We start from the raw sequence: 26,509 nt of genomic DNA on the forward strand, positions 1-26,509 counted from the left end.
CGTGCTCAGACAGATCCGCAAGACGCCGGCGGTGTGCGGCGCGGTCGCCTTGGGGGCGGCGCTGCTGCTCGCGCCGACCGGGACGGCCGTCGCAGATCCCGTGCGCGTGCTCGGGTACGTCGCCAACAACGGCGGCGGGGTGTCGGTGCTGGACACCGCGACGAACGCCGTCACCTCGACGCTCATCGACTCCAACGGCGACTCGCCCTACGGCGTCGGCGTCGCGTTCGACGGCACGCGCGGCTACGTGACGAACGTTCGCGACGACACGCTCACCATCATCGACACGCCGACCAACACCGTGGACGCGTCCGTGCCGGTCGGCGACGGCCCCGCCGGCGTCGTCGTGTCCCCGTCCGGTGGGCACGTGTACGTCTCGAACTACCTGGCGGGCACGGTGTCCGTGGTGGACGCGGCCACCACGACGACCACCGAGACCATCCCGGTCGGCGCGAACGCCGACGGCATCGCGATCACGCCGAACGGCAAGCGGCTCTACGTCGCCCACGACGTCGCAGGCCCCGGCACCGTCTCCGTCGTCGACACCACCACGAACGCCAAGATCGCCGACATCCCCACCGGCAACACCCCGACCGCTGTCGCCGTGACCCCCGACGGCGCGAAGCTCGTCGTGGTCAACAAGCTGTCCAACAACGTGTCCGTCGTCGACACCACCTCCAACGCCGTGATCGGCACGGTCCCGGTCAGCTTCATCCCGCACGGCGTCGCGATCTCCCCCGACGGCACACGCGCCTACGTCACCAACAGCGAGGGACACAGCCTGTCCGTCGTGGACATCACCACCCTCACCCCGGTCGCCCGGATCCCCGTGGGCAGCAGGCCGATCAGCGTCTCCCTGACCCCGGACGGCGCCAAGGCCTACGTGACGAACTTCAACAGCGGCACGGTGTCCATCGTCGACACCACCACCCTGTCCGTCGTCACCTCGATCCCCGTGGGCGTGAGCCCGGTGGGCATCGCGATCCACGCCGTCCCCCCAGCCCCCACCGAACTCACCGCCGGCCACGCCCAACTCCAACTGCGCCTCCTCGGGTTCACCGCACGCGGCCTGGACGCCACCCTCACCGAGTCCCACACGGGCAAGCCGGTGGCGGGCAAACAAATCACCTTCCGCACCACCAAGGGCCACCCCCTCTGCACCGCCACCACCAACGCCTACGGCAAGGCCCAGTGCGACGCCAACGTCCCCCTCCTCGTGGGCCTGGCCACCCTCCTCCAGGGCTACACGGCGAGCCACCCGGGCGACCTGACCCATGGCCGTTCGGTGGCACACGGCTCGATCGGCCTGCTCTAGGAGGTGAGGCCGGCCCCTTCACGGGGGCCGGCCTGCTTGTTGAGCCGCCACGCCACCGCCACGGCGACGAGAAGTGAGCCGATGGCCGCGTACACCGCCGTGCCGAAGGCGGCGAACTGCAACAGCAGGCCGAACGCCACGGACGACACCAGCCGCGCCAACGCCTGCCCCGTCTGCACCACCGCCAACCCGGACGCGCGCAACGACTCCGGCACGAGCGCGCTCACCCGTGCCGAGAGCACGCCATCCGTCGCGGCGTAGAAAAGCCCGTGCAGCAACAGCGCCGCACTGACCCCGAAGTAACCGGTGCCGGGAGCCACCAGCAGCACGTACACGCCCAGCAGCAGCACGTGCCCGCCGAGGAACACCCACCACCGCCCGACCCGGTCCGCCAACCGCCCCACCGGCGCGGCGGCCACGAGGAACACCAGCGCCGTCCCCAAGGGCAACAACGGCAACAGGTGCAGCGGCGCGTTCGTCGCCTTCTGCACCAGGATGAACACGAACGCGTCCGACAACGTCGCCAGCCCCAGCACCGCCGCCCCGACCGCCAGCCGCCGGTACCCCGCCTCCCGCAGCAACGCGAACCCCGCGCGCAGTGACGGACGCGGCCCGGTCGACACCGGCCGCGGGTTCTCCCGCACGAACGCCACCAGCACGATCAGCCCCACCACCGCGAAGCAGGCGCTCACCACGAACACCGGACCCGCCACCGTGCCGACCCAGTACAGCAGCAGGAACGTCACCAACGGCCCGAGCAGCGCACCCACCGTGTCCATGCTCCGGTGCAGCCCGAACGCCGCGCCCAACCGGTCCGGCGGCGTGGCCAACGAGATCAGGGCGTCACGCGGCGCGGTGCGCAGCCCCTTGCCCGCGCGGTCCGCCGCCATGGTCGCGCCGATCCCGAACGCCGACGCGCCCACGAGCGGGAAGATGAGCTTCGTCACCGCCGACAGCCCGTAACCGACCGCGGCGACCGCCTTGTGCCGGTGCGTCCGGTCCGACAGGTGCCCGCCGACGAGCCTCAGCACGGCCGTCGCGCCGGTGTACAGGCCGTCGAGCACGCCGAACTGCGCATAGCTCATGTTGAGCGTGAACAGCAGGTAGACCGGCATGAACGCGGTCACCATCTCGGCCGAGACGTCGGTCAGCAGGCTCACCGCGCCCAGCGCGACGACCGTGCCGGGAACCCGGCCCCTCACCCGCTCGCCGGGCCGGACGGACGCAACGTACATGCACCCGATATCGGTCACGTGCGGTAACCGTTACCGCCGTCCGGGCACGCCGTAACGGGGACCACCCGGAACCCGATGACGCGGGTATGCCGGACATTGCGCAGGCCCGCGTTCGCGTGGGCGCCGTCGACGTGTGGTCCGTCCGCGAGTCCGGTGTGGCCGACCACGTCGCCGAAGCCTGGCGGCGGGCCGAGGGCGGCGCGATCGTCACGGCCAACGTGGACATCGTGCGCGCGGCCACCCGCAGCCCCGAGCTCGCGGCGCTGATCGCCGAGTCGGAACTGGTCGTCGCCGACGGGATGCCGGTCGTGTGGGCCGGCAGGCTCGCGGGCGTCCCGGTGCCCGAACGGGTCACCGGGTCGTCACTGGTGTTCACCCTCGCCGAAGCCGCCGCCCGCGAAGGCCGCTCGCTCTACCTGCTCGGCGGTGAGCCGGGCGTGCCGGAGAAGGCCGCCGACGTGTTGTGCGCCAGGTACCCCGGGCTGCGCGTCGTGGGCACGGACTCGCCGGCGTTCGGGTTCGAGACCTCCGCCGACGCCACCGCCGAGACCGTCGCCAAGGTCGTGGAGGCCAAGCCGGACCTGGTGTTCGTCGGCCTCGGCTTCCCCAAGCAGGAACGCCTGATCCGACTCCTGCGCGCCGACCTGCCCGCGTCCTGGTTCCTCGGCTGCGGCGCGGGCATCCCCATGGCCGCGGGCGAGTTCCGGCGTGCCTCGGGCGTGGTGCAGAAGCTCGGCGCGGAGTGGCTGCACCGCCTCGCGCTCGAACCGCGCCGCCTGGCCAAGCGCTACCTGCGCGACGACCTGCCGTTCGCGTTCCGCCTGCTCGGGGGCGCGCTGCGCACCCGGTTCCGCCGCCCTACCGCCGACGGCGTCGGCACCCAGACCGGGGAGTAGACGTGCCGCTTGCCGTCGTCGTCGTGACCTACCACAGCGCCGATGTCGTCGAAGACTGCCTGAAGTCCGTCGCGGTCGCGCTGGAGTCCATTCCGGACAGCCGGGTCATCGTGGTGGACAACGCTTCCACCGACGACACCCTGGCGGTCGTCGCACGGGTCGCGCCGCGCGCCCAGGTCGTCGCCCGCACGTCCAACGACGGCTTCGCGGCGGGCGTCAACGCCGGGTTCGCCGCCGCGCCGGACTGCGACGTGCTGGTGCTCAACCCGGACATCCGGCTCCACCGCGACGCCGTCACGCTGCTCAGCGCCGCGCTCGCGCTGCCCGGGACCGGCATCGCGGTGCCCCGGCTGGCGGGCCCGGACGGGGCACCTCAACTATCGCTGCGCCGGGCACCGAACCCGTTGCGCGCCTTGGGCGAAGCGCTCCTCGGCGGCACGCGGGCCGGCCGGTCCGAGGCGCTCGGCGAGCTGGTGGTCGACCCCCTCCGGTACGAGACGGCCGGCACGGCGGACTGGGCGACCGGTGCGGCGTGGCTGATCTCCCGCGAGGCGCGCGAGGCGACCGGCGTGCTGGAGGAGCGGTACTTCCTGTACTCGGAGGAGACCGAGTACATGGTGCGCGCGGGCAAGCGCGGTTACGCCATCCGCTACGAACCGCGGGCACGTGCCGTGCACCTCGGCGGCGAGCAGTCGACGTCGCCGGTGCTGTGGTCGATGGCCACCACGAACCGGGTCCGGGCGGTCCGCGAGCGCAACGGCCGCATGGCCGCGTTCGCGATGTGGTGCGCCGTGCTGCTGAACGAGCTGCTGCGCGTGCCGCGCGGCGCCAAGCACCGCAAGGCCGTCGGCGACCTGCTGCGCTGGCGACGGTGGCCGGCCCGCCCCGGCGCGGGCCCCGAACCCGGCTGGGTGTGCTTCTCCGCGCAGGACTGGTGGTACCACAACCGGGCGCACTCGGACTTCCAGCTGATGCGGTCGATGGCCGCGCACCGCAGGGTGCTCGTGGTCAACAGCATCGGCATGCGGATGCCGACCCGCGGCAACAGCACGCACGTCGCCCGGCGCATCCTGCGCAAGCTGCGGAGCGTGGCCAAGTTCGTGCGCCGGCCGATGCCGGACTTCTACGTGATGTCGCCGTTGCCGCTGCCGTTCTACGGCTCACCGTTCCTGCGCAAGGTCAACGCCGTCCTGGTCCGCGCCCAGGTGCGGCTGGTGGCCCTCGCGCTGGGCCTGCGCACGCCGGTGATCATGGTGACGATCCCCACCGCCTGGGACGTGGTAGCCCCGATGCGCCGGCACAGCCTGGTGTTCAACCGCTCGGACCGGCACTCGGACTTCCCCGAGGCCGACCGGGCGTCCATCGAGGCGCTGGAGGACCAGCTCCTGGCCAACGCCGACCACGTCGTCTACGTCAGCCACGCGTTGATGGACGAGGAGCTGCCGCGCACCGGCTCCCGCGCCCACTTCCTCGACCACGGCGTGGACGTCGACCACTTCACCGCGCGGCCGGAGCACGAGTGGCCGGACGACGTCCGCGCGATCCCCGGCCCGCGCATCGGCTTCTTCGGCGCCCTGGACGACTTCGTGGTGGACTTCGACCTGCTGGAACGCGTCGCCGCCGAGCTGCCGCACGCGTCCCTGGTGCTGATCGGCGACGCCACCCACCCGATGGAGCGCTTCGACAAGTACCCCAACGTGCACTGGCTGGGCTTCCGCCCCTACACCACCATCCCGGCCTACGGCTCGGCGTTCGACGTGGCGATCATGCCGTGGCAGGACAACGACTGGATCAAGCGGTCCAACCCGATCAAGCTGAAGGAGTACCTGGCCCTGGGCCTGCCGGTGGTCAGCACCGACTTCGCCGAGCTGGCCGGCTACACCGACCGCGTCCGCGCCGCCCGCACCCACGCCGACTTCGTCGACCACCTCCGCACCACCCTCGCCAGCGGCCCCCTCCTCCCGCCGCGCACCCTCCGCGCCTCCGTCGAACCGCACTCCTGGCAAGCCCGCACCCTGACCCTCCTGACCCTCACCACCCCGTGAGTCCTACCTCCAGCCCTCGCGTGTCCTACGTTCAGGACCACCGTGTCCTACGTTCAGGTACCCCGAATTCAACGCTCAGGACGCGCTGACGGGCCGCTCACCGGTCGCTGACCGGTCCTTGAGCCACCCTCGACTCCACATCCGCGCCCGAGGTTGCGTCGCTGTGGTCTGCACCGCGAACCTCGCCGTCTTGCCCAAGCGGGGTGGCCGGCGCATCTAGTGTGGGTGTCGTGCAGCCACTGCCCCCGAACGCCCCGTCGCGGATCGGCGACTACACGCTGCTCGCCGCCCTCGGCCGCGGCGCGATGGGGTCGGTCTACCTGGCGCGGTCACGCGGCGGGCGGCCGATCGCGGTCAAGGTCTCGCGCGCCGAGCTGGCCGACAACCCCGAGTTCCGCGAGCGCTTCCGCCGCGAGGTCGAGATGGCACGCGCGGTCGGCGGCTTCTGGACCGCCACCGTGGTGGACGCCGACCCCGACGCCGACCGGCCGTGGATGGCCACCGAGTACATCCCCGGCCCGAGCCTCCAGCAGGCCGTCCAGGACCACGGCCCCCTGCCCGAACGCGCCGTGCGCCGCCTCGCCGGCGGCCTGGCCGAAGCGCTGGTCGCGATCCACGGCGCGGGCCTGGTGCACCGCGACCTCAAGCCGTCCAACGTGCTGCTGGCCGACGACGGCCCCCGCGTGATCGACTTCGGCATCGCCCGCGCCCTGGAGCACTCCGCGCTCACCGAAGCGGGCATCGTGTTCGGCACCCCCGGCTACCTGTCACCCGAGCAGGTCGTCGGCCAGAAGATCACCACCCAGAGTGACGTGTTCGCGCTGGGTTCGGTGCTGGTCTACGCCGCGACGGGCGGTGGGCCGTTCGGCGAGGGCGCCACGTCCGCGCTGGTCTACCGCGTGGTCCACCAGGAGCCGGACCTCTCGCGCGTGCCGCCGGGCCTGGTGCCGCTGATCGTGCCCTGCCTGGTCCGCGAGCCGGCGAACCGCCCGACGCCCGCACGGCTGCTGGAGGCCATCGGCCCGCCGTCCGCCGAACCGTCCTGGCTCCCCGCGAGCGTCCGCACCATGGTCGAGCAGCGGCACACCGAGCTGGGCAAGCTGCCCGCCAAGCCGCCGACCCGCGTGCTGGTGGACGACCCACCGCCCAAACCGCCGACCCTCGTCGCCCCCGCGCCGGCGCAGCCCAGGACCCCCGTCCGCGTCGACCCCGCGCCCAAGGAGGTCCGCCCCACCGGCGTCCGGTTCAAGACCTCCCGCGCCGTCGGCCTGAGCTGGGCCGGTGCGAACGCGCTGGCGGCCGTCGTGACGGGCTCCATCGCCGACGTCGCCTCCGGCGCGCCCGACGCCGTGCGAGCGGCGGCCTTCCTCGCGTTCCTGGCGTTCGCGCTGGCCGGCATCCGCCTCCTGATCGGCGTCGCGCGCTCGCCGCTCACCCTCGACGTCGGCCCCGACGGCATCACGCTGTCCAACGGCGAGGAGTCGCGCCGCCTCCCGTGGTACGCGATCGCCCGCGTCAAGGTGGAGGCGCACCACGCCCGTCCGTGGCTCGTGGTCTGGCTGGTCGCCGCGGCCAAGACACCGGAGACGCTGGGACGCGGCAGCTTCACCAAGCACAAGGGCGGCCTGCGCGTCTACCCGATCTCGCACGAGCGCTACCGCAAGCGCCGCGACCGGGACGTGGTCGAGCTGCGCTCCGCCCTCGCCTGGTACGGCTCCGCCGCCTACGACCCCCGATAGGGTGCCCGCCGTGGAAGAGCCTGAGGAGCAGCCGGTGAAGTCGGGCCTGAGCCCGCACGAGCTGGCGCTGGACCTGCTGGGCCGCATCGACCGCGCCCGCGACTACGGCCGGGTGCGCGCGGCCAGGTTCAGCCGCCGGGCGACCGCGCTCAAGGTCGGCCTGTTGTCCATGTCCGCGACCGCGACGATCATCCTGGGCTGGCAGGACCTGGACTTCTGGACGGGCCTCGCGTTCTCGCTGGTGGCGTTGACCACGGTGTTCGCCGTGCTGGAGCCGTACTTCGCGTGGCGGCCCCTGTGGGTGCTGATGGAGGAGTCCATCTCCCGCTTCCACCGGCTGCACGACGACGTCAGCCACTACCTCGCGGCCACGCCGAGCGACCGGGTCGACCCCGCCAAGGTCGCGGAGATGTTCGCCGAGTACCAGGCGATCTGGGACCGCCAGAGCACCCGGTGGGTCGAGTTCCGGCGGATCAGCGACCGCTGAACGTCGCCTTGCCCGGACCGTCGGCCAGGAACGACCGCACCGCGCCGCGCAGGTCCTCGGTCTCGAACAGCGCGGCCGCGATCGCGGTGACGTGCTCGTTCGCCTCGGCCACGCCGCCGCTCTCGAAGTGCGCCAGCACCCGCTTGGTCGCCGCGTGCGCCACCGTGGGCCCGGTCGCCAGCGCCGCGGTGAACTCCAGCGCCGCGTCGTCGAAGCCCTCGTCCGGCAGCACGCGGTTGACCACGCCCCACCGTTCCAGCGTGGCCGCGTCGTAGCGCTCGCCGGTCATCACGAGCTCCTTGGCCCGACCGACGCCCGCCCGCGCGGCCAGCCGCTGCGTGCCGCCCATGGTCGGGGTCAGCCCGACGACCTTCTCCACCAACCCGAACGTCGCCCGCCGCGCGGCCAGGACGAGGTCGCACGCCACCGCGACCTCGAACGCCCACGTCAGGCACAGCCCGTGCGCGGCGAACACGGTCGGGAACGGCAGCGCGGCCACCCGTTCGGTCAGCTCCAGCATCTGGTCGAGCTGGGCCTTGGCCTGCGCGGACGTCTCCTGCGCGGCGAACAGCCCCACGTCGACGCCGCCGCTGACGACCTTGCCCTCGAAGCGGATGAGCAGCGCCCGCGCGGGCCGCTCCTCCAGGTCCTCGACCGCCGCCTCCAGCAGGTCGTGCAACCCGGCGGTGTAGAGGTTCAGCGGGGGAGCGTCCACGGTGAGCACCGCGAGCCCCACGGCGTCCCGCTCCAGCCGGACCTGTTGCGCTGCCACGGGCGGGGACTTTACACGCGTCCGGAATGCCGAAAACCACGTGTCCGAATGGCCCAACGCGGGTGAGAATCTGCCAATGAGTTCCTGGACCGTTCAGCCCGAACTGGTTGACAGCCCGACCGCGGTCGCGGTGATCCGCACCTACTTGGCCGACATCATCGCGCGCTACTACGGCCGTCCGGCCGTGCCCGCGGAGGTCGACCAGGCGATCGCCGATGACCCGACCGACGACCTGGCGCGGTTCTTCGTCGGGCGCCGCGACGGGGCGGTGCGAGGATGCGTCGGCTTCCGCATGGTTGACCGCGAAATGGCGGAGATGAAGCGGATGTTCGTCGATCCGGCGGCTCGCGGCACCGGCGGGGGAGCGGCGCTGCTCGCGGCGGTCGAGGACGCGGCTGTCTCATTTGGTGCTGCGGCCATTCGCCTCGACACCCGTACTGACCTGGTCGAAGCGCGGGCGTTGTACGCGCGGCACGGCTACCGTGAGGTGCCCGCGTTCAACGACGACCGCTATGCGGAGCACTGGTTCGAAAAGCGGCTATAGGGGCCATTGGGTTCCCATATCACCGTTGTGATGTGTCTCACTTGACACTGAATAAACGTCACAGTTGAGTATGTGGCGAAAGTCGGCCGCGGAATGAAATGGGGATCAGTCCAGTGGCTTTCGCCGTTGAGTTGACATTTCGTGATGCGCGCCAGGTGCGGAGATCCATTCATCTCGCACACCGGGAATATTGGCGTCCGCTCGCCGAGCAGGGCGTGCTCGTCGGAACCGGCCCGTGGGCCGATGGTTCCGGCGTGCTGCTCATCGTGCAGGTGCCCGACGACGCCGCGGCCCGGGACCTGGTGCGCGGTGACCCGTACGTGCGATCGCAGTCGATCGCGGAGGTGCGCATACGCCAGTGGCACGTGCTGCTGGGTGTGCCGGAAGGTGAGCGCGTGCCGGGCATAGTCCGGCCGCGTGACGGGCAGAGCGCCGAGGCGCGCTCGCGCGAGCCGTTGACGCCGCACGAGCACCGGATCGCGCTGATGATGTTGGAGGGGATGACGAACCGGCAGATCGCCGAGCACTTCTCGGTGTCGACCCGGGCCGTCGAACTCCACATCACCCGCATCTACCGCAAGCTCGACATCGGCAGGCGGGCGCAGCTCGCCGCGGCGATGCCGTGGGGCCAGCGCTCCTACCTCTAGTGCGCGTCCTGTCGTGGGGGGCGGGGGGGGGCGGCCCCCGCCCCCCCCGCCGCCCCGGGGGGGGCGGGGGGGGGGGCGGGGGGGGGGGGGCCCCCCCCCCCCCCCCCCCCCCCCACGTCCCGGGGCGGTCATGTGCGATGCGCGACGGCTTATTGGGCTGTCCGGGTGGCAATCCGGACCGGCTGGGCGAGACCGTGTCGGGAAATGGTTACCGACCGTGCGGTATGTCACAGGATTAGGCACTGCGGGCGACTTCTGTCAATACTCCTTACTCGTCGGTAACGTGAGGAGTCCCGTGGTGCGCAACCTGGTTGTCGGAACTGCCGTGCTCGCCCTGCTCGCGACCGGGTGCGGCGCCGAGGAGGACGCACCGGTCAAGACCGGACCCGGCGTCACCGACGACACGATCTCGCTCGGCGTGCTGACCGACATGACGGGACCGTTCTCGGCCACGTCGCTCATCCGGATCAAGGGCTACGAGCTGTTCCTGGCCGAGCTGAACGAGCGCGGCGGCATCTGCGGGCGCAAGGTCGAGCTCAAGCAGGCCGACCACGGCTACGACGTCGACCGGGCGTTGCAGGCGTACTTCGAGCTGGAGCCGGAGGTGCTCGGGTTCATCGACGTCACCGGCGCGCCGATGACCGAAGCCATCGAACCGGACCTGATGCAGACCCGCGCCATCGCCGCGCCCGCGTCGTGGTCGGCGAGCCTGCTCGGCAACCCGCACATGGTCATCGTCGGCACGACGTACGACCTCGACGTGATCAACGGGCTGGACCACGTCAAGCGCGAGGGCCTGATCGGCGCCGGTGACACCATCGGGCACATCCACGTCGAGAGCGACTACGGCCTCAACGCGTTGGAAGGCAGCACGTTCGCAGCCGAGCAGTGGGGCATGGAGCTGGTGGCGAAGGCCGTGCCGGAGACCGCGGACGTGGCCGCGCAGGTCGGCGAGCTGCGTGCGGCGGGGGCGAAGGCGGTGTTCCTGAGCACGTCGCCGCAGCAGACCGCGACCGCCGTCGCGACCGCCGAGCGGCTCGGCTGGGACGTGCCGTTCCTGGTCAACGCGGCGGGGTACGACCCGTTGATCCTCCAGTCGCCCGCGGCGGCGGCCGTGGTGAAGCGGGTGCAGGTGGTGTCGCCGATCGCGCCGTTCGCGACCGACCTGCCGGGGCCGCGCGCGGTGGCGGAGGCGTTCACGCGCAAGTTCCCGGACCTGGAGCCGACCGGGTCGGTGGACCACGGCTACGTGATCGGGGTGGCGTTCGCGGCGATCCTGGAGAAGGCGTGCGGCGCCCGTGACCTGACCCGTGACGGGGTGCTGCGGGCGTTCCAGGACACCAACCAGGTGGACACGAAGAGCCTGACCGGGCAGTTGCGGTTCTCGCTGGTGGGGCGGCCGTCGGCGACGCAGTCCTACATCGCGCGGCCCGACCCGGCGACACCCGGCGGGCTGGCCGTGGTCGCCAACCTGTTCGAGTCGGACCTCGTGAAGCTCAAGGGCACGCGCGCCAAGTAGCCCTGGCGGGTAGTTTCCGCCGGTCCGCGCGGGGAATCCGAGGCGCATGATCGAGGTGCGCTTGGCGGTGCCAACGTCGGTGGAGCGGGTGTTCGCGGTGCTGGCCGACGGCTGGTCCTACGCGGGCTGGGTGGTCGGTGCCGCGCACATCCGCGAGGTGGACGCGGGGTGGCCGGGCACCGGCACGCGGATCCACCACAGCGTCGGCGCGTGGCCGTTGGCGGTGCAGGACGTGACCACGGTGCTGGACGTCGACCCGCCCCGGGTGCTGGAGCTGGAGGCGCGCCTGTGGCCCCTGGGCGCGGCCCGCATCCGCTTCGACCTGAAGGCCACCTCCGACGGCTGCGAGGTCACCATGCTCGAAGAGGCGATCAAGGGCCCCCTCTCCCTCCTCCCCGAGCCGGCCCAATCCGTCTTCCTGACCCCCCGCAACCGCGAAACCCTGGCCCGCCTCTCCGCCCGCGCCACCCGCAAACCCACCTGACCCCCGCGCGTGTCGAACACTCAGGTCCCGCGTGTCGAACACTCAGGACCCCCGAACTCCACCCTCAGGACCACTCGGCACGACGCGAACGTAGAACTTGACGGTCCTGAACGTTCGACACGCGGGACGCGAGCGTTCGACACGCGGGACCTGAAGGTTCGACACGCCGGTTAGTAGAGGTGGTGGTGGAGGGTGCGGAGGAGGAGGCGGTAGGCGTCGCCGGCCAGGGCGTTGCGGGTCAGGGCGGCACGGGCGGCGTTGGCGCCGGGTGCGCCGTGGACGCCGCCGCCCGGGTGGGCCGAGGCTGAGGTCAGGTACAGGCGGTCGATGGGGGTGTCGGCCCGCGCCAGGCCCGGGGTCGGGCGGAAGACCAGCTGCTGGTGGATGGCGGCGGTGCCCGCGTTGATCGAACCGCCGACCAGGCTGCGGTTGCGGGTCTCCAGGTCGGACGGGCCGTGGACCACGCGGGCGCGGATCAGGTCGCGGAACCCCGGCGCGTGCCGCTCGATCAGCTGCTCCACCCCGTCGGCACGGCGGCGCACCCGGTCGGCGGACCACTGCTCACCCCGCGGCACGTGCGTGTACGCCCAAGCGGTCTCCGTGCCGACCGGTGAACGGCTCGGATCCGTCGTCGTCATCTGCCCCATGATCACGAACGGCGTCCCCGGCACCCGCCCGCACGCGATCTCCGCATTGAACAGGGCCAACGCGTTGAAATCCCCTCCCAAATGGACGGTCCCCGCACCCCCGACCCCATCCGCCGTCCACGGCACGGGCCCGTCCAACGCCCAGTCCACCTTGATCGTCGCGTCATCCCACTCGAACGCCGCCAGGTCCGACACCAACCGCGACGGCAGGTGCTCCGCCCCCACCAACCCGAGGTACAACGCCGGCGCCGGCACGTCCGCCAGCACCGCCTTCCGCGCCCGCACGTACCCGCCCGCCGCGTCACGCACCCCCAGCGCACGCCCACCGGCCACCACCACCCGCTCCACCGCCCGGCCGCACTCCACCACCCCGCCGAGCCGCCGCACCAACGCCCGCGTCAACGCACCCGCACCGCCCTCCGGCACCGGATACCCCACGTCCTGCCCCAACATCGACAGCAACCACCCGAACGCCGCACTGCCCGCCTGGTCCGGCCCCAGGTCGGTGTGCATCGCGTTGCCCGCCAACAACAACGGCGCGCCCTCACCCGAGAACCGCTCGTCCCCGAACGCCCGCACGGACTGCAGGAACGACCGCGCGAGCCGCAACGCCCCACCCGCGCCCAACGCGCCCACCAACCCGGCGCCCGCGCGCACCGGCGGGAACGGCCGCATCAACACCTCGACCAGCTCCGCCCGGACCCGCTGCCACAACGCGAACTCCGCCCGCCAGACGTCACCGTCACCCGCGCCGAACGCCTCCACCGACGCCGCCGTCCGGTCCACGTCCTGCGACAGCACCACGGCCCGGTCGTCCGACAGCACGTGCGCCAGCACCTCCGGCGCCCGCCGCCACCGCAACCCGTGCCGACCCAGGTCCAACCCGGTGATCACCGGCGACGCCGCGCCCAGCGGGTAGAACGCGCTGAACAGGTCGTGCCGGAACCCCGGCTCGGTCAACTCGGCCGTCCGCACCGCCCCACCGGGCTCGTCGGCCGCCTCCAGCACCAGCACGTCCCAGCCGGCGTCGGCCAGCAGGTTCGCCGCCACCAGCCCGTTCGGACCGGAACCGATGACCACCGCGTCCACGACTTCGCTCAACGCACGTCTCCCTGGCTCTGCTGCACCGGCCGGCCGAACCGCAGCCCGTGCCACCGTCCCACATCACGCGGCGCGAGCGGACCCCACGTGCCGCGCCCCTGGGCGACCGCCACCACGAACTCCGCCAACGCCTCCCGCGGCGGGTGCTCGGGAGCCCACCCCAGCGCCCGCATCCGTGAACTGTCCACAACGGACACCTGATCCGCCAGTCGCAACCACCCGGGGTGCACGGGCTGCAGACCCAGCCGCCACGTCGACCAAGCCGCCGCCCGCAGCAGGGCCAACGGCACCGGCACCAGGAACCCGCCGAACAACGGGGCCAGCTCACGCGCGCCCAACGGCGGGTCGGCGGCCACGTTGAACGCACCCAAGGCGTGCCGCGCGAGGACCACCCGGATCGCCCGCGCCACGTCCTCCGCGTGCACGACCTGCGCCCGCAACCCCCGCCACAACGGCACCGGCAGCCACCGCCGCCCCAGCACCCGGACCGGCGCCACCGGGCTCAACACCCACCGACCCAGCTCGCCGGCCGCGTCCGGCTGCACGATCGCGCACGGCCGCAGCACGGCCACCCCGGGACGACCGGCGACCAACCGCTCCAGCTCGGCCTTCTGCGCGCTGTACGCGCTGCCGGGCACCCCGCCGCACGGCCACGACTCGTCCACCGGCGCGGGAGCGGGCGTGTACGCCGCGACCGAGGACAACACCACCACGTGCGGCACACCGGCGCGTTCCGCCGCACGCAGCACGTGCGCGGTGCCGGTGATGTTGGTGCGCCGCATGGCGGGCTCACCCGGCGTGGGCTGCACCGCCCACGCCAGGTGCACCACCGCGTCCGCACCCTCGAACGCCCTGCCCAAGACCACCTCGGCGGCCGGCGCGCCCACGTCGCAACTCACCCACCCGGGTGAACCGACGGGTATCCGCCGCGCGATGCCGACCACCGGGTCGCCCGCCTCCGCGAGCACCCGGCGCAGGGCCGTCCCCACGTTGCCGCTGGCACCCGTGACGACGACCCTCATGGCCGCCGGGTACCCCTACTTCGCGCCGCCAAGCCCCGCGCGCCGCAGCGCCTCGGCCATCGCACCGTTCGCCGGCGGGCGCTCCTGCTGACGGGGCTTGCCTCCACCGCTCCCACCGCGGGGCGCCCCACCGCCGCGCTGACCGCCACGCGGCTCGCGCTGCTCGCGGGGCGGCTTGCGGCCCGGCTCGTCCTCCAGCCGCAGCGTCAACCCGATCCGCTTGCGCGGGATGTCGACCTCCAGCACCTTCACCCGCACCACGTCGCCGGACTTGACGACGTCCCGCGGGTCCTTGACGTAGGTGTTGGACAGCGCCGAGATGTGCACGAGGCCGTCCTGGTGCACGCCGACGTCCACGAACGCGCCGAACGCGGCCACGTTCGTCACCACGCCCTCCAGCACCATGCCGGGCTTGAGGTCGGAGATCTTCTCCACACCCTCGGCGAACGTCGCCGTCTTGAACGCGGGCCGCGGGTCGCGTCCCGGCTTCTCCAGCTCGCGCAGGATGTCGGTGACGGTCGGCAGGCCGAACGTGTCGTCCACGAACTCCTGCGGGCGCAGCGACTTCAGCACCGCCGTGTTGCCGATCAGCGGCTCACCGCCCGCGCGCTCCTGCATCCGCCGCACCACCGGGTACGCCTCGGGGTGCACGGAGGAGGCGTCCAGCGGGTCGTCGCCGTTCGGGATGCGGAGGAAGCCCGCGCACTGCTCGAACGCCTTCGGGCCCAGCCGCGCCACGTCCTTCAACGCGCGCCGCGAGCGGAACGGGCCGTTGCTGTCGCGGTGCTGCACGATGTTCTCGGCCAGCCCGGCGGTGATGCCGGAGACGCGGGTCAGCAGCGGCGCGGAGGCGGTGTTCAGGTCGACGCCGACCGCGTTCACGCAGTCCTCGACCACCGCGTCCAACGACTTCGACAGCTTCGTCTCGGACAGGTCGTGCTGGTACTGGCCGACGCCGATCGACTTCGGGTCGATCTTCACCAGCTCGGCCAGCGGGTCCTGCAGCCGGCGGGCGATGGACACCGCGCCGCGCAGCGACACGTCCATGCCCGGCAGCTCGGCCGACGCGAACGCGGACGCCGAGTACACCGACGCGCCCGCCTCCGACACCACGGCCTTGGTCAGCTTCAGCTCGGGGTGCCGCTTGAGCAGGTCGGCGGCCAGCTTGTCGGTCTCGCGCGAGGCGGTGCCGTTGCCGATGGAGATCAGCTCGACGTCGTGCTTGCGCGCCAGCACGGCCAGCTTGGCGATCGACTCGTCCCACCGGTTCGCGGGCACGTGCGGGTAGATCACGTCCGTGTCGACGACCTTGCCGGTCGCGTCGACCACGGCCACCTTCACGCCCGTGCGGAAACCGGGGTCCAGGCCCATCGTGGCGCGGGTGCCGGCGGGCGCGGCCAGCAGCAGGTCGCGCAGGTTCGACGCGAAGACCTTCACGGCCTCGTCCTCGGCGAACGCCCGCAGCCGCGACCGCAGGTCGATGCCGAGGTGCACCAGGATCCGGGTGCGCCACGCCCAGCGGACCGTGTCGCCCAACCAGCGGTCGGCGGGCCGGCCCTGGTCGTCCACCCCGAAGCGGGACGCGATGCGCGCCTCGTACCCGGTGGGTTCGTCCTCGTCGGCGGGGTCGAACTGGAGGTCGAGCACCTCTTCCTTCTCGCCGCGCAGCAGCGCGAGGATGCGGTGCGAGGGCAGCTTCGTGAACGGCTCGGAGAAGTCGAAGTAGTCGGCGAACTTCGCGCCGTCCTCCTCCTTGCCCTCCCGGACCTTGGACGCGAGCCGCCCCTGCGCCCACATGCGTTCGCGCAGCTCGCCGATGAGGTCGCCGTCCTCGCCGAACCGCTCGACCAGGATCGCCCGCGCGCCCAGCAGCGCGGCGGCGACGTCGGCGACCTCCTCGGTCACGAACGCCTTCGCCACCTCCTGCGGGTCCTGCGTCGGGTCGCCCAGCAGGCCGTCGGCGAGCGGTTCGAGGCCCTGCTCGCGCGCGATCTGCGCCTTGGTCCGCCGCTTCGGCTTGAACGGCAGGTAGAGGTCCTCCAGCCGGGCCTTGGAGTCGGCGGCCAGGATCGACGCCTCCAGCGCCTCGTCCAGCTTGCCCTGCGACCGGATGGACTCGAGCACCGCCGCCCGGCGGTCCTCCAGCTCCCTCAGGTAGCCAAGCCGTTCCTCCAGCGTGCGGAGCTGGGTGTCGTCGAGCGCGCCGGTCGCTTCCTTGCGGTAGCGGGCGATGAAGGGAACGGTGGAACCACCGTCGAGCAGGTCGACGGCGGCGCTGACCTGCCCGGCCCGCACCCCGAGCTCGTCGGCGATCCTCTGGTGAATGGCTGTGGTCACAGCGAGCCATTGTGCCCTGCCCGCCGGTCCACGTTCGGGCACCCCGACCCGGTCGGCCGCCGATCGGTCGGTAGCCGCCGGCCCGGCCGGAGCAACCGGGGGTGAGGGTGTCCTGAGCCGTCACGCCAACGTGGTGAGCACGGCGACGTCCGACTCGTCGTTCGGCAGGTACTTCACCCGGACCACCATGCCCCGCTGCACCTGCGGGATCGACACCGGCAGCATCTTCTTGTCCTGCGTCACGTCGAACGTGCTGCCGTCCGGCCGGGCCACGCGCAGGCTCAGGCGCAGTGCCGTGCGGCCGTCCGGCGTCTGCCCGGTCGGGACCATGTCCAGCACGACGGCACGGGCGTCCACACCCTGCTCGGTGATGCGCAGCTGGTGCGGCGTCACGTGGCCCTTCGCCAAGTGCACGCGGTCGAGGGCGGCCTGCAGCTCGTGCTGCGGCGCGTCGGTGGCCAACACCGCGCGCCCGTCGGGCAGGTAGCGGACCGGCAGGATCGCGCCCGGTCGCAGAAGGGACAGCTCGGTGATGTCGACGACTTGCCGCGCGGTCGCGGGGAACGTGCGGCCGTCCGCGGTGTCGACCTCCAGCCGGATGTCCAACTGCGGCTGGTCGTTGACGCTCAGACCGGTCCGCGCCACGCCGACGACCGTGCCCACGCCGATCGGCGCGCCGCGGAACGCCTTGGGCACCCCGCCGGTCAGTCCCGCGAGGCCGCCGTCGAGCAGCTTGTCCAGCGAGAACAGCGTCGGCACGACGAACAGCAGGATCATCGGGCCCACCAGCCAGCCGTTCAGCCACGCGAACACGTCGTCGCCGGCCAGCCCGCCCGCGACCCAGGCCGCGGTGAGGGCGAGCCCGGCGGTGAGCCCGAGCCAGGTGAACACCTTCATGGTCTCGTCCTTTCCAAGAGGAGGGTCAGCGGTGGGCGCCGAAGAAGTCGGCCAGGCCGACGTCGAGGGACACGACCCGGCCGTCACCGCGGACGGCGGCGATCACCTCGCCCGCCGCCAGCGCCGTGACCCCGTCGGGGCCGACGAGCGCGCGACCGACCCGCGAGTCCACCGCCAGCGTGGCCGTGACCTGCCCGGTGGCCAGGGAGACCAGGCTCAGCGCGACGCCGGGGTCGTTCACCGAGCGCTGGTGCTCGACCAGCACGTGCCCGGTGGCGGCGGCCACGGCGGTCACCCCGTCGACCACCAGCCGGCCGTCGTGGAACGCGGTCGCACCCACCGGGACCTCGTGACCGTCGGCCGTGACGCGGACCAGCACGCTGCCCGGCACACCACCCGGCGCCTGCCGCAGCGCGATCCGCTCACCGCCGGCCAAGGCGGCTTCGGCGCCGGTCGCCGCGGTCGGCGCACCAGGGCCGCGCTGCACGGACAGCCGACCGGACCAGGCCGCGGCCGTCTCCGGGTCGACGGGCTCGGCCACCACCTCGTCCAGCCTGACCGCCACCACCCCTCCCGTGGCGGTCATGGCCATCAAGCGGCTGTTCTCCCGGTCGTACGCGTAGGCGGTCCGCGCCGTGGCGAACGCGTCGCCGAGCCCTTGGACGCCCGCGCCCTCGGCCACCACCGACCCGTCGGCCAGCGCGACCACGATCAGCCCGGAGTCCGTGGCCAGGTACGCGTAGCGCTGCCCGGCGGCCAGCACCGACGCCTCCCAGACCAGCCGGTCGGACAGCTGCGTGTCCCACAGCACCTCGCCGGTGGTCGGGTCCGTGGCCGCCAGCCGCACCTGGAACAGGTCCTGCGTCATCATCTGGAACATGCCGCGCACGCCGTGCCGCGCGTACGGCGCCAGCACCACGTCCCGCCCGTCGATCTCGGCGAACGCGAAACCGGCCTGCACCTCGACGTCCGGCTCCGGCGAGACCGCGTAGGACCCGCCGAAGAACAGCAGCGCGAACAGCACCGGCGGCAGCAGGAGCAGCGGGAGGACGCGTCGCCGCCGAGGCGACGGGGTGTCGTAGGGCATCATCGGCGAGTACTGCTGCGGCGTCTGGTACACCGGTTCCCCCGTTCGGTCGTGACGGGGTGAGCTTCGGCCGGGCACCTCGCCTACCGGTCCCAGGAACCGGGTGCGCGAGTCCGCCACCAGCGGTGATCGCGTTCGACTAGGCTCGGGCCGGTGAGCACCGTCCGAGCCGCGACGCTTCCGCGCGGTGCGCTGGTCGCCCGGGCGTGGGCCGCCTTGGGTGATGCGGTCGCTCCGCTGAGCAACGCGGCGGGCCGCCCGCTGACCCGCACGGTGAAGCTCATCCTCGACCCGCTCGTGCTGCGGCCCGTGCTCAACCCGGAGTTCGCGGCGGGCGCGATCGCCGCCGAGCACGCCGACGCCCTGACCTCCCGCATCGCCGACGCGGGCCCCGTGCTGGCCGCGACCGCGAGCTGGTTCGCGGTGCTGAAGAAGGAACGCCGCCGCCGGTGGATCACCGACGGCAACCCGCAGGACCTCTACTTCCAGCGCTGCTTCGAGCTGGCCACCGCGCACGGCGAACCGGGACCGGACGCCGCCGACGTCGCCGGGGCCGTCCTGGAGGAGGTCCACGAGCAGGACGGGCCGACCGTCGCCGCGCTGCGCGACTTCGTGACCGACCCGGTCAACGCGGCCGAGCTGACCCGGCTGCTCGACGAGGCGTGGGCCGCTCCCCGTCCCGCCGCCGCGGTGTCGCCGGCGACCTCGGAGTTCCTGGCCACCTGCGCCGTCACGCCCGACCGGACCCTGTTCGAGGCGCTGGTCACGGGCTCGGCGGGCAGCGCGGGCGCGGCGGACCTCGACCGGCCGGGCGTGGCGCTGGCGCACGGGCTGACCTCGCGTGACCGGCCCGTGCGACCCGAGCTGGGGCGCACCGCGTCGAAGGCGAACCTGCCGAGGCCGTTCGACCGGTCGATCGTGGAACGCCTGTTCGTGCCGCTGACCAACGCGTTCCAGCGGGCCGGGCTGGCGGACGTGCCGACGCTGGTGCGGCGGGAGATCACCCGATCGGCCGGGCCGTGGCAGCTCGCCGAGGAGGAGAGCAGGCTCGTCGTGGTGCTGGGCCGGGACGCGTCCGCCGACCTCGCGGGCCCGCCGGCGGGTGGACCGGGCTCGGCGGCGGCCAGGTTGCGGTCGAGGTGGGAACGCGAGGCGTACGTGCACCGCGTGCTGCGGATGCCGTCGGCCGCGCCGCCGGAGGTGCGCGCGGACGTGCGCGGTGTGCGGGAGGCGTACCTGCGGCGGTTGTGGGTGCGCGTGCACGGCCGGGAGCTGCGGCACGAGACCGTGGCGTTCGACCAGGTGTGGGACGTGCTCGACGGCGTGCTGCGATCGGTGATCCTCGACCAGCGCGACCGGTTGCGGTCCGCGCTGGAGCGGGAGGCGGTGGCGTGAAGGTGACGCGCGCGTCCGATCTCGTCGTCGGCGACTGGCCCACGTCGCCCGAGGTCGTGGCGCTGCTCGAAGGCTCGGGCGCAACGCTCGCGTGGGACGTCCTGGCCGACGCCGCCGTGCCCGCCGCACGCGTGCACGACCCGGAGCGCGCGTCCGAGTGGCTGTGGGAGGTCTACGGCGACGCGGCTGAGGCGATCCTCGGTGGTGCGGCGGAGGTGGACGTGCCTGATGGCGGTGATTGGCGCGTCCGCGACGCCTGCCGCCGGGTGGCGCAGCTGAACTGGGCTCGTGCGTGGTGGCCCGCGTCGGTCACGGCCGGTGTGCCCGCGTTGGATCCCGCCGTGCTGAACGCCGAACGCGCGGTCGCCGTGTCCACTGTGGAGCACCTGCTGGACGACCCGGACGCGGTCGAGCGGGCGTTGGCCTCGGTCGTGGCCCTCGACGTGTCCGATCCCGAGTTGGCCGCCTTGGCCGACCGCGTCGCGGAGCTGGCCGAGGACTACGGGGTCGAGCCGTGGCCGGCGGAGGTGCCGAGCAAGGCGGGGTTCGCGTTGGCCGCCGGAGGCGTGGAGGGCTCCGCCGTGACGGCCCTGGCCGGATCATCCACTGTGGACTGGGCGTTGGTGCCCCAAGGCGTGGTCGACGCCGCCGCGCCCGCCCGGTGGGCCCTCGTGCGGCGGCAGGGCAGCACGGTGCTGGAGGTGTCCGTGGTGCCCGGACCCACGCCGGGGCCGCGGTTGGCGGCGCGGTTCGGCGAGGTCGAGGTGCCGTTGGAGATCGACGCGACGGGGTGGTTCACCGGGTCCGCGCCGGTGTCGGCGGCCGTGCTGCTGCTGCCGCCGGACCGGCGCGCGCTGACCGTCTACGCGCCGGACTTCGCCGAGCCGACCGCGCCTGATCCGGACGCCGGGCCGCGCCGTGCGGCGATCATCTCCTACGCCCGGTCCCGGATCGGCTCGCCGACCGCGACCCTGACCGAGCGGACGGCGCGGTGACCGACCCCTCGGACCTGAACGACGAAGGCGTGCGACTGGCCGGCGCCGGTGACCTGGCCGGCGCGCGGTCCGCGCTCGAAGCCGCGCTCGCGGCGTCCTCAGCGGAGGACCGCGCGCAGGTCCTGGTGAACCTGGCGCACGTGGTGGACATGGCCGGCGAGCGCTCGCGCGCCGTGGACCTGCTGACCGAGGCGATCGCGGTGGGGGAGGGGACGGTCAGGCTGACGGCCATCGCGGCGCGCGCGGACCTGCTGCCCTGGCTGGACCGGTGGGACGAGGGGTGGCGGGACGTCGAGGAGGCGCTGGTCGACGCCGAGCCGTCGCAGCAGGTGGTGCTGCGGACCACGCGCGTCGGGCTGCTGATGGTGGCCGGTCACCTCGCGGAGGCCGAGGCGGAGGCCGTCGAGGCGGTCGAGCTGGCCGGGACGCACGCGCCCGAGTACCTGGAGCACCTCTACACGAACCTGGCGCTCCTCGCCGACGAGGCGGGGGACGAGGGGCGCGCGACGATGTACCGGGTGCTGGCGGACAACCCGGGCCGCAAGCCGCTCGGTCCCCGGTGGCGGCGGTTCGTGGAGCTGAACGCGGAGGGCGCGGTGCTGCTGTCGTCGGGCGACCGTGCCGCCGCCAGGGCCTCCTTCGAGGCCGCGTACCGGGAGGCGCTCGAGGTCCCGCACCGCGAGGCAACCGAAGTCCCGCACCGGCAGGCGCTCGAAGTCCCGCACCGGGAAGCACCCGGGTCGGCGCACGGCGAAGCCCCGGAATTGTCAGACCCTTCTGGGACAATAAAAACAGGGGTCCCCTTGGCGGGGACCTCTGCGAAGCGATCAGCCTCGACCACCGACCCGACCAGCGCGGACGACGTCGAAGCCCTGGTCTGCCGCGCCGGAGTCGCGGGCAACCTGGCCGGAGTCGCCGACCACCCCCGAGAAGCCGTCCGCTGGAGCACCGAAGCCGTCGAAGCAGCCCGAACGGCGCTCACGATCGTCGGCGACGCCTACGGCTCCGCCGGCGTCCTGGTCAACGCCTTGATCTCCCGAGCCGTCGCACGGCTCGACCAGACCCACCTCCCCGACGCCCTCACCGACCTGGACGAAGCCCTCGACCTGGTGACGCGAGCCGACCACGCCGAACCCGTCGAAGCCACCGTCCGCGCCACCCGCGCCCGCGTGCTCGCCACCGGGGGCTGGTTCGCCGAAGCCGCCGACGAAGCGCGCACCGCGCTGGACCTCGCCTACACCGCCGCCCCCGCCATGGCCGCGTCCGTCCACGCCACGCTGGCCGAGATCACGAGCGCCACCGGTGACCTCCCCGGCGCCGTCGAACACCTCGCCCTCGCCCGCGACCTGAGCGCCGCCACCGGCGACGTCGCCGGCGTCGCCACCGCCCTGATCAGCTCCGCCCGCCTGGCCTACCTCGCCTCGGACCCCGACCGGGCGGACGCGCTGTACGACGAGGCGGAAGCCCTCCTCGCCGACGACCCCCGCCGACGAGCCGCCTGCCTGCACGGTCGCGCCGCCGTCGCGGTCCTGCGCGGTGAGCCCCGGGAAGCCCTCGCGCTGTCCGACCGGGCACTCGCGCTCCTGGGCACGGCGACCCCGCTGGAGTCGTTGGCCCTGCACCAAGTGCGGGGCTCGGCGTTCGAGGCGGCGCAGGAGTTCGCCGAGGCCGAGTCCTGCTACGCCGAAGCGGCGGCGTTGTCCGAGGCGGCCGGCCTGTGGCACGTCGCGCTGGGCATGGCGTGGTGGCGCGCGGACGCCCTGATCCGCCGCGCCGCCTCCACCACCGGAGACGAACGGCAGCGGCTCGGCCGCCGGGCACTGGACCTGGCGCTGCCCGCCGCGCTGGCCTCCGAAGCGATCCGACAACGGTTCCCGCACGGCCCCCTGCGCGAGCGGTGGGTGGCGCTGGCCTCCGCACCCGCCACCCGGTCGGCGTTCCTGGCCATCCGTGCGCTCGGTAACTCGACGTTGGCGGCGGAGTACATCGACCACGTCGCGGGTGCGGTGTCCCTGCACGCGGACGGCGTCACACCACCGGTGGAACGCGGTGACCTGATCGGGTTGCCCGAACCACCGACCGCCGCAACGCACCTGCCCTACGCGGCCTCCGGCTTCGCCACGGGCACGGACCCGGACTTCCCCTCCACCGGCTTCGAACTGCCGCCGAGGGTCCGGCTCGACCCCACGACGCCGACCGCCCTGGACGCCTGGATCGACGTGGCCGAGCAGCGGTACGGGTTCGCGGTGCGGTCGGAACGGGCGGTGGAGTCGTGGTGACCGTGCAGCTCAAGTTCGTGGACGCGGGCGACCTGTACGTGTCGTGGCGGTGGGAGCACGAACCGGCCGAACCCCGCGTCATCGCCGTGCCGCGCGACCTCGTGCGGGCCACGTTGGACGAGTGGGCGGCGGCCGTGCCGTCGCCGTTGCCGGGCGAGACCGCCGACCAGGCGCTGCGGCGCGCGCTCACGAACGGCCCGCTCGTGGACCACACGCGCGAACGCGACCTGGCGACCCGGATGGCGCGCGCCCTGGTGCCGCACCGGCTGGCGGCCGAGCTGAACTCCTGGCTGGCCCAGGGGATCCGGCCGCACCTGCGCGTCCAGCCGTCCCCGTCGACCGCCCTGGTGCCCTGGGAAGCGCTGCGGGTCGACGAAGGCCTTCGGGCGGTGCACGACGCCACCATCTCGGTGCTGCCCCCGGCGACCGTCGGCAACGCCGCGGAACGCCGCGTGCACGCCTTCGACCCGCGAGGACCCGTCGTCAGCGTGCTGGACCCCGTCGTGCCCGGCTTCCCCGACGCGTCCGGCCTCGGCTCGGTGCTCGGCCACCCGACCCCCGAGCTGACCGCGCTCGCACCCGGCGGCCTGCGCCGCGACGACATCGACCGCGACCACCTCGAACGGGCGCTGGCCACCGCCTCTCGCTTCCTCTACGTCGGGCACGTCACCACCGGCGGGCACGGCCTGGACGCACGCCTGCACCTGTCCTGCACGGCCGACACCACGGGCCGGGCCGCACCGCTCGGCGCGCACCGCCCCCTGGCCGCCGCCGACATCGTGCTCGGTCACCGACCCGGCCCGGTGCGCCCGTGGCGGATACCCGCCCGGGTCGCCCTGGTGGCCTGCGAGAGCGGCGGCGACGTCCGCTTCGCCGAACCGTCCGGCCTGGTCACGGCCATGGTGCACGGTGGCGCGGAGCACGTGACCGCGACGAGGTGGACGTTGCCGACCGACGAAGGGCTGCGCCGCCTCGTGCCCGGCTTCCCGCCGACCCCCGTCCTCGCGCCCACCGTCGTCGCCATCGACGCCGCCCACCGCGCGCCCGACCCGGTGACCGCGCTCAACGACTGGCAACGCGCCGCGGCCACCCGATGGGAGGAAACGGGCGACCTCACCTGCTCACCGCTCGTGTGGGCCGCGTTCACCACCACCTGGGCGCCACCGCGCGGCGGACGTGGGAACGGCAGGGCGTCGTCCGCGTCTTAGCGGTATCGAGGTGTTCCCGCTACGCGACAGGGGGTGAGGACGTGTCCGCGCCGAGGGGTGAAATACCGAGGGACGAAGCGCTGTACGCACGGATCCAGGAGCTGGAAGGCCGCGTCGAGCAGCTGACCGGCCTGCTGGGCGAGCTGACCGGGCACGGCGAGCGGCCCGCGCGGACCGCCGAACCGCGTTTCCAAGCCGCGCTGGACACCGTCTACCAGGCCAGGACGTTCGGGTACGTGTCCGTGCACTTCATCACCGGCCGGACGGCGCGGGTGCGGTTGCTGGTCGGGCCCCAGAGCCCTCCCACCACCAGCATCGGCTACGTCAGCAGCTGCTGCCTGGGCGGCGTCGTGCGTCCCGGGGAGTTCTGGATGGCCGCCACGCACAAAGCGGGGTTGAAAACCGGTTTCGAGTGCGTCTTCACGCCCATGTCCTGACGTTGCAACCGGTACCGCGGTACAGGCTTACCGTGGCGCCATGACCACGAACGAACGCTGGGCGCCGGCGGCGTGCACGCTGCCGACCGCCGAACGCCCGCTGCGCGAGGCGGAGTTCGACGAGCTGTTCACCACCGGCGGCGTGGAGCGCCCGGACCCGACCCACTTGCGCATCACCCTCGACCCGACGCCGGAGACGGCGGCACGGGCGGCGGCGCTGGCCGTGCGCGAGACCGCGTGCTGCTCGTTCTTCACGTTCGCCGTCGTGGCCTCGGCCGGCCGGGTGCGGCTGGACGTCACCGTCACGGACGAGCACGTCGACGTGCTCGACGCCCTGCGGCAGCGGGCGGGTGGGGCGAGGTGACCGGGTTGCGCAGCGGGCAGCTCGCCGAGGCCGCCGGGGTGAACCACCAGACGTTGCGCTACTACGAGCGCCGCGGCCTGCTGTCCGAACCGGAGCGCACGCCGGGCGGCCACCGCGTCTACCCGCCGGAAGCGCTCACCGTGCTGCGGATGATCAAGGCGGCCAAGCGGCTCGGGTTCACGTTGGAGGAGATCTCCGACCTGCTCGTCGCCCGGCGACGGCTCAGCTCACGCCGTGAGCAGGGGTTGGGTGACCGGGTCGCGGTCAAGCTCGCCGAGGTGGAGGCCAGGATCGCCGATCTGGAGGTGATCCGCGACATGCTGCGCTCCGCCCTTGACTACGGCTGCGACGACCTGATCACCTGCGCGCACGCGCCGTCCTGCCCCGTCCTGCTCCCGGAAGCCACCGACGAGGCCAGCTGCGGGACGTGCTGACCTACTTTGAGCGGTTGTGGCGCACCGGCCCTGTGCTCCATGGAGGGCGTTTGAGCGCCTGAATGAGTGGAAAGGGCCGGCTCGGAGAGTTAGTGGGCGCGCGATCACCGGTCACGAACCGGTGGGAGAACCGCGACAACTGATGAAACCGCGCCCGGGGTCGGGACATGGCGGCACAGCGGCGTGTTCGATGGGAAGGATGAGTTTTCGCCGCAGACAGCCGCAGGCCGCCGCAGAGGGGAACGTCGTTGTGAACGTCCGGACGCACGACCGAAGGGCCGTGCCGAACTGCCCCTTTCGTCACGACGAGGCCCTGGCGCCCGACCCCTTCCTGACCCGGATGAGGACCGAGTCGCCGGTCGCCAGGGCCCGCCTGCCCTACGGAGAGGGTGACGCGTGGCTGGTCACCCGCCACGACGACGTCCGCGCGGTCACCTCGGACCGGCGGTTCAGCCGGGCCGCGCTGGTCGACCGGGACTTCCCCCGCATCACCCCCGCCCCCATCGCCCAGCGCGAGGCGGCCCGGTTCCCGAGGTTGCGGGTGGCCATGCCGACGCGGGACGTGCGGTGGAACACCGTCTCGATCTGGCGGTGCCCGCTCGCGCTGCCCGTCACCTGGTGAG

Annotated in this window: 24 protein-coding genes; 17 read left to right on the top strand and 7 right to left on the bottom strand. The window is 73.1% G+C overall.

Features of this window, described 5'->3' with window-relative positions; genetic code table 11:
- The first annotated feature begins 1 nt into the window (after position 1).
- The gene (locus tag LNK82_RS31550; protein WP_230570542.1) at positions 2-1,315 is read left to right on the top strand and encodes a cytochrome D1 domain-containing protein; all 1,314 of its coding nucleotides are present in this window, start codon (positions 2-4) and stop codon (positions 1,313-1,315) included.
- Here the strand turns inward: LNK82_RS31550 and LNK82_RS31555 are convergent.
- Positions 1,312-2,550 carry an MFS transporter gene (locus tag LNK82_RS31555; RefSeq protein WP_230570543.1) on the bottom strand — a complete coding sequence of 413 codons (1,239 nt, stop codon included), beginning with the start codon at positions 2,548-2,550 and terminating at the stop codon, positions 1,312-1,314. The two genes, LNK82_RS31550 and LNK82_RS31555, sit on opposite strands and share 4 nt — an antisense overlap.
- A gap of 86 nt (positions 2,551-2,636) precedes the next feature.
- On the opposite strand from LNK82_RS31555, the gene LNK82_RS31560 reads away from it, so the two are divergent.
- The 4 genes from LNK82_RS31560 to LNK82_RS31575 all read left to right on the top strand — a co-directional run bounded on the left by LNK82_RS31560 (position 2,637) and on the right by LNK82_RS31575 (position 7,717).
- Positions 2,637-3,446 carry a WecB/TagA/CpsF family glycosyltransferase gene (locus LNK82_RS31560; protein ID WP_230570544.1) on the top strand — a complete coding sequence of 270 codons (810 nt, stop codon included), beginning with the start codon at positions 2,637-2,639 and terminating at the stop codon, positions 3,444-3,446.
- Positions 3,447-3,448: 2 nt separating this feature from the next.
- A complete protein-coding gene (locus tag LNK82_RS47945) occupies positions 3,449-5,491 on the top strand; it encodes a glycosyltransferase (RefSeq protein WP_230570545.1) in 2,043 nt (680 codons plus the stop codon).
- A gap of 230 nt (positions 5,492-5,721) precedes the next feature.
- Entirely contained in the window at positions 5,722-7,230 is a 1,509-nt protein-coding gene (locus LNK82_RS31570; RefSeq protein ID WP_230570546.1) for a serine/threonine-protein kinase, read from the top strand.
- A 10-nt stretch (positions 7,231-7,240) separates the two neighbouring features.
- Positions 7,241-7,717 (top strand): SLATT domain-containing protein, encoded by a 477-nt coding sequence (locus tag LNK82_RS31575; RefSeq protein ID WP_230570547.1) that lies wholly within the window; start codon positions 7,241-7,243, stop codon positions 7,715-7,717.
- Here LNK82_RS31575 and LNK82_RS31580 read toward each other — a convergent pair.
- A complete protein-coding gene (locus LNK82_RS31580; protein WP_230570548.1) occupies positions 7,704-8,489 on the bottom strand; it encodes an enoyl-CoA hydratase/isomerase family protein in 786 nt (261 codons plus the stop codon). The two genes, LNK82_RS31575 and LNK82_RS31580, sit on opposite strands and share 14 nt — an antisense overlap.
- 76 nt (positions 8,490-8,565) lie before the next feature.
- Here LNK82_RS31580 and LNK82_RS31585 point away from each other — a divergent pair, with 76 nt between their 5' ends.
- The 4 genes from LNK82_RS31585 (at position 8,566) to LNK82_RS31600 (ending at position 11,683) form a co-directional block, all read left to right on the top strand.
- A complete protein-coding gene (locus tag LNK82_RS31585; protein WP_230570549.1) occupies positions 8,566-9,033 on the top strand; it encodes a GNAT family N-acetyltransferase in 468 nt (155 codons plus the stop codon).
- 98 nt (positions 9,034-9,131) lie between these two features.
- The gene (locus LNK82_RS31590; protein WP_053715935.1) at positions 9,132-9,680 is read left to right on the top strand and encodes a LuxR C-terminal-related transcriptional regulator; all 549 of its coding nucleotides are present in this window, start codon (positions 9,132-9,134) and stop codon (positions 9,678-9,680) included.
- A gap of 298 nt (positions 9,681-9,978) precedes the next feature.
- A complete protein-coding gene (locus LNK82_RS31595; protein ID WP_230570550.1) occupies positions 9,979-11,199 on the top strand; it encodes an ABC transporter substrate-binding protein in 1,221 nt (406 codons plus the stop codon).
- 46 nt (positions 11,200-11,245) lie between these two features.
- Positions 11,246-11,683, top strand: a complete 438-nt coding sequence (locus tag LNK82_RS31600; RefSeq protein ID WP_230570551.1) for an SRPBCC family protein — start codon at positions 11,246-11,248, stop codon at positions 11,681-11,683.
- 170 nt (positions 11,684-11,853) lie between these two features.
- Here the strand turns inward: LNK82_RS31600 and LNK82_RS31605 are convergent, their stop codons facing one another.
- The 5 genes from LNK82_RS31605 to LNK82_RS31625 all read right to left on the bottom strand — a co-directional run bounded on the left by LNK82_RS31605 (position 11,854) and on the right by LNK82_RS31625 (position 18,807).
- The gene (locus LNK82_RS31605) at positions 11,854-13,431 is read right to left on the bottom strand and encodes a phytoene desaturase family protein (protein ID WP_230570552.1); all 1,578 of its coding nucleotides are present in this window, start codon (positions 13,429-13,431) and stop codon (positions 11,854-11,856) included.
- Positions 13,428-14,453 carry an NAD-dependent epimerase/dehydratase family protein gene (locus LNK82_RS31610; RefSeq protein WP_230570553.1) on the bottom strand — a complete coding sequence of 342 codons (1,026 nt, stop codon included), beginning with the start codon at positions 14,451-14,453 and terminating at the stop codon, positions 13,428-13,430. Before LNK82_RS31610 ends, LNK82_RS31605 begins: the two co-directional genes overlap by 4 nt.
- 15 nt (positions 14,454-14,468) lie before the next feature.
- On the bottom strand, positions 14,469-16,790 hold the full coding sequence (locus LNK82_RS31615; RefSeq protein WP_230570554.1) for a Tex family protein: 2,322 nt from the start codon (positions 16,788-16,790) through the stop codon (positions 14,469-14,471).
- Between the two features lie 120 nt (positions 16,791-16,910).
- Positions 16,911-17,687: a hypothetical protein gene (locus tag LNK82_RS31620; protein WP_230570555.1), complete on the bottom strand. Its 777-nt coding sequence runs from the start codon at positions 17,685-17,687 to the stop codon at positions 16,911-16,913.
- A gap of 25 nt (positions 17,688-17,712) precedes the next feature.
- Complete coding sequence (locus LNK82_RS31625) at positions 17,713-18,807, bottom strand: PA2928 family protein (RefSeq protein ID WP_230570556.1); 1,095 nt, start codon at positions 18,805-18,807, stop codon at positions 17,713-17,715.
- A gap of 120 nt (positions 18,808-18,927) precedes the next feature.
- Here LNK82_RS31625 and LNK82_RS31630 point away from each other — a divergent pair, with 120 nt between their 5' ends.
- From LNK82_RS31630 to LNK82_RS31665, 8 genes are all read left to right on the top strand, one after another.
- Positions 18,928-20,169, top strand: coding sequence for a hypothetical protein (locus LNK82_RS31630; RefSeq protein WP_230570557.1), 1,242 nt, complete (start codon positions 18,928-18,930; stop codon positions 20,167-20,169).
- Complete coding sequence (locus tag LNK82_RS31635; RefSeq protein WP_230570558.1) at positions 20,166-21,164, top strand: hypothetical protein; 999 nt, start codon at positions 20,166-20,168, stop codon at positions 21,162-21,164. Before LNK82_RS31630 ends, LNK82_RS31635 begins: the two co-directional genes overlap by 4 nt.
- Positions 21,161-23,443: a hypothetical protein gene (locus tag LNK82_RS31640; protein WP_230570559.1), complete on the top strand. Its 2,283-nt coding sequence runs from the start codon at positions 21,161-21,163 to the stop codon at positions 23,441-23,443. The genes LNK82_RS31635 and LNK82_RS31640 overlap by 4 nt, the downstream gene beginning before the upstream one ends.
- Entirely contained in the window at positions 23,440-24,651 is a 1,212-nt protein-coding gene (locus LNK82_RS31645; protein WP_230570560.1) for a CHAT domain-containing protein, read from the top strand. Before LNK82_RS31640 ends, LNK82_RS31645 begins: the two co-directional genes overlap by 4 nt.
- 41 nt (positions 24,652-24,692) lie before the next feature.
- Entirely contained in the window at positions 24,693-25,088 is a 396-nt protein-coding gene (locus LNK82_RS31650) for a hypothetical protein (protein ID WP_230570561.1), read from the top strand.
- A 40-nt stretch (positions 25,089-25,128) separates the two neighbouring features.
- A complete protein-coding gene (locus tag LNK82_RS31655; RefSeq protein ID WP_230570562.1) occupies positions 25,129-25,452 on the top strand; it encodes a hypothetical protein in 324 nt (107 codons plus the stop codon).
- Complete coding sequence (locus LNK82_RS31660; RefSeq protein ID WP_230570563.1) at positions 25,449-25,886, top strand: MerR family transcriptional regulator; 438 nt, start codon at positions 25,449-25,451, stop codon at positions 25,884-25,886. The genes LNK82_RS31655 and LNK82_RS31660 overlap by 4 nt, the downstream gene beginning before the upstream one ends.
- Before the next feature lie 340 nt (positions 25,887-26,226).
- Positions 26,227-26,508, top strand: coding sequence for a hypothetical protein (locus tag LNK82_RS31665; RefSeq protein WP_230570564.1), 282 nt, complete (start codon positions 26,227-26,229; stop codon positions 26,506-26,508).
- The last annotated feature ends 1 nt before the right edge of the window (position 26,509 follow it).

The organism is Saccharothrix luteola, from assembly GCF_020859565.1.
GTDB lineage: Bacteria > Actinomycetota > Actinomycetes > Mycobacteriales > Pseudonocardiaceae > Actinosynnema > Actinosynnema luteola.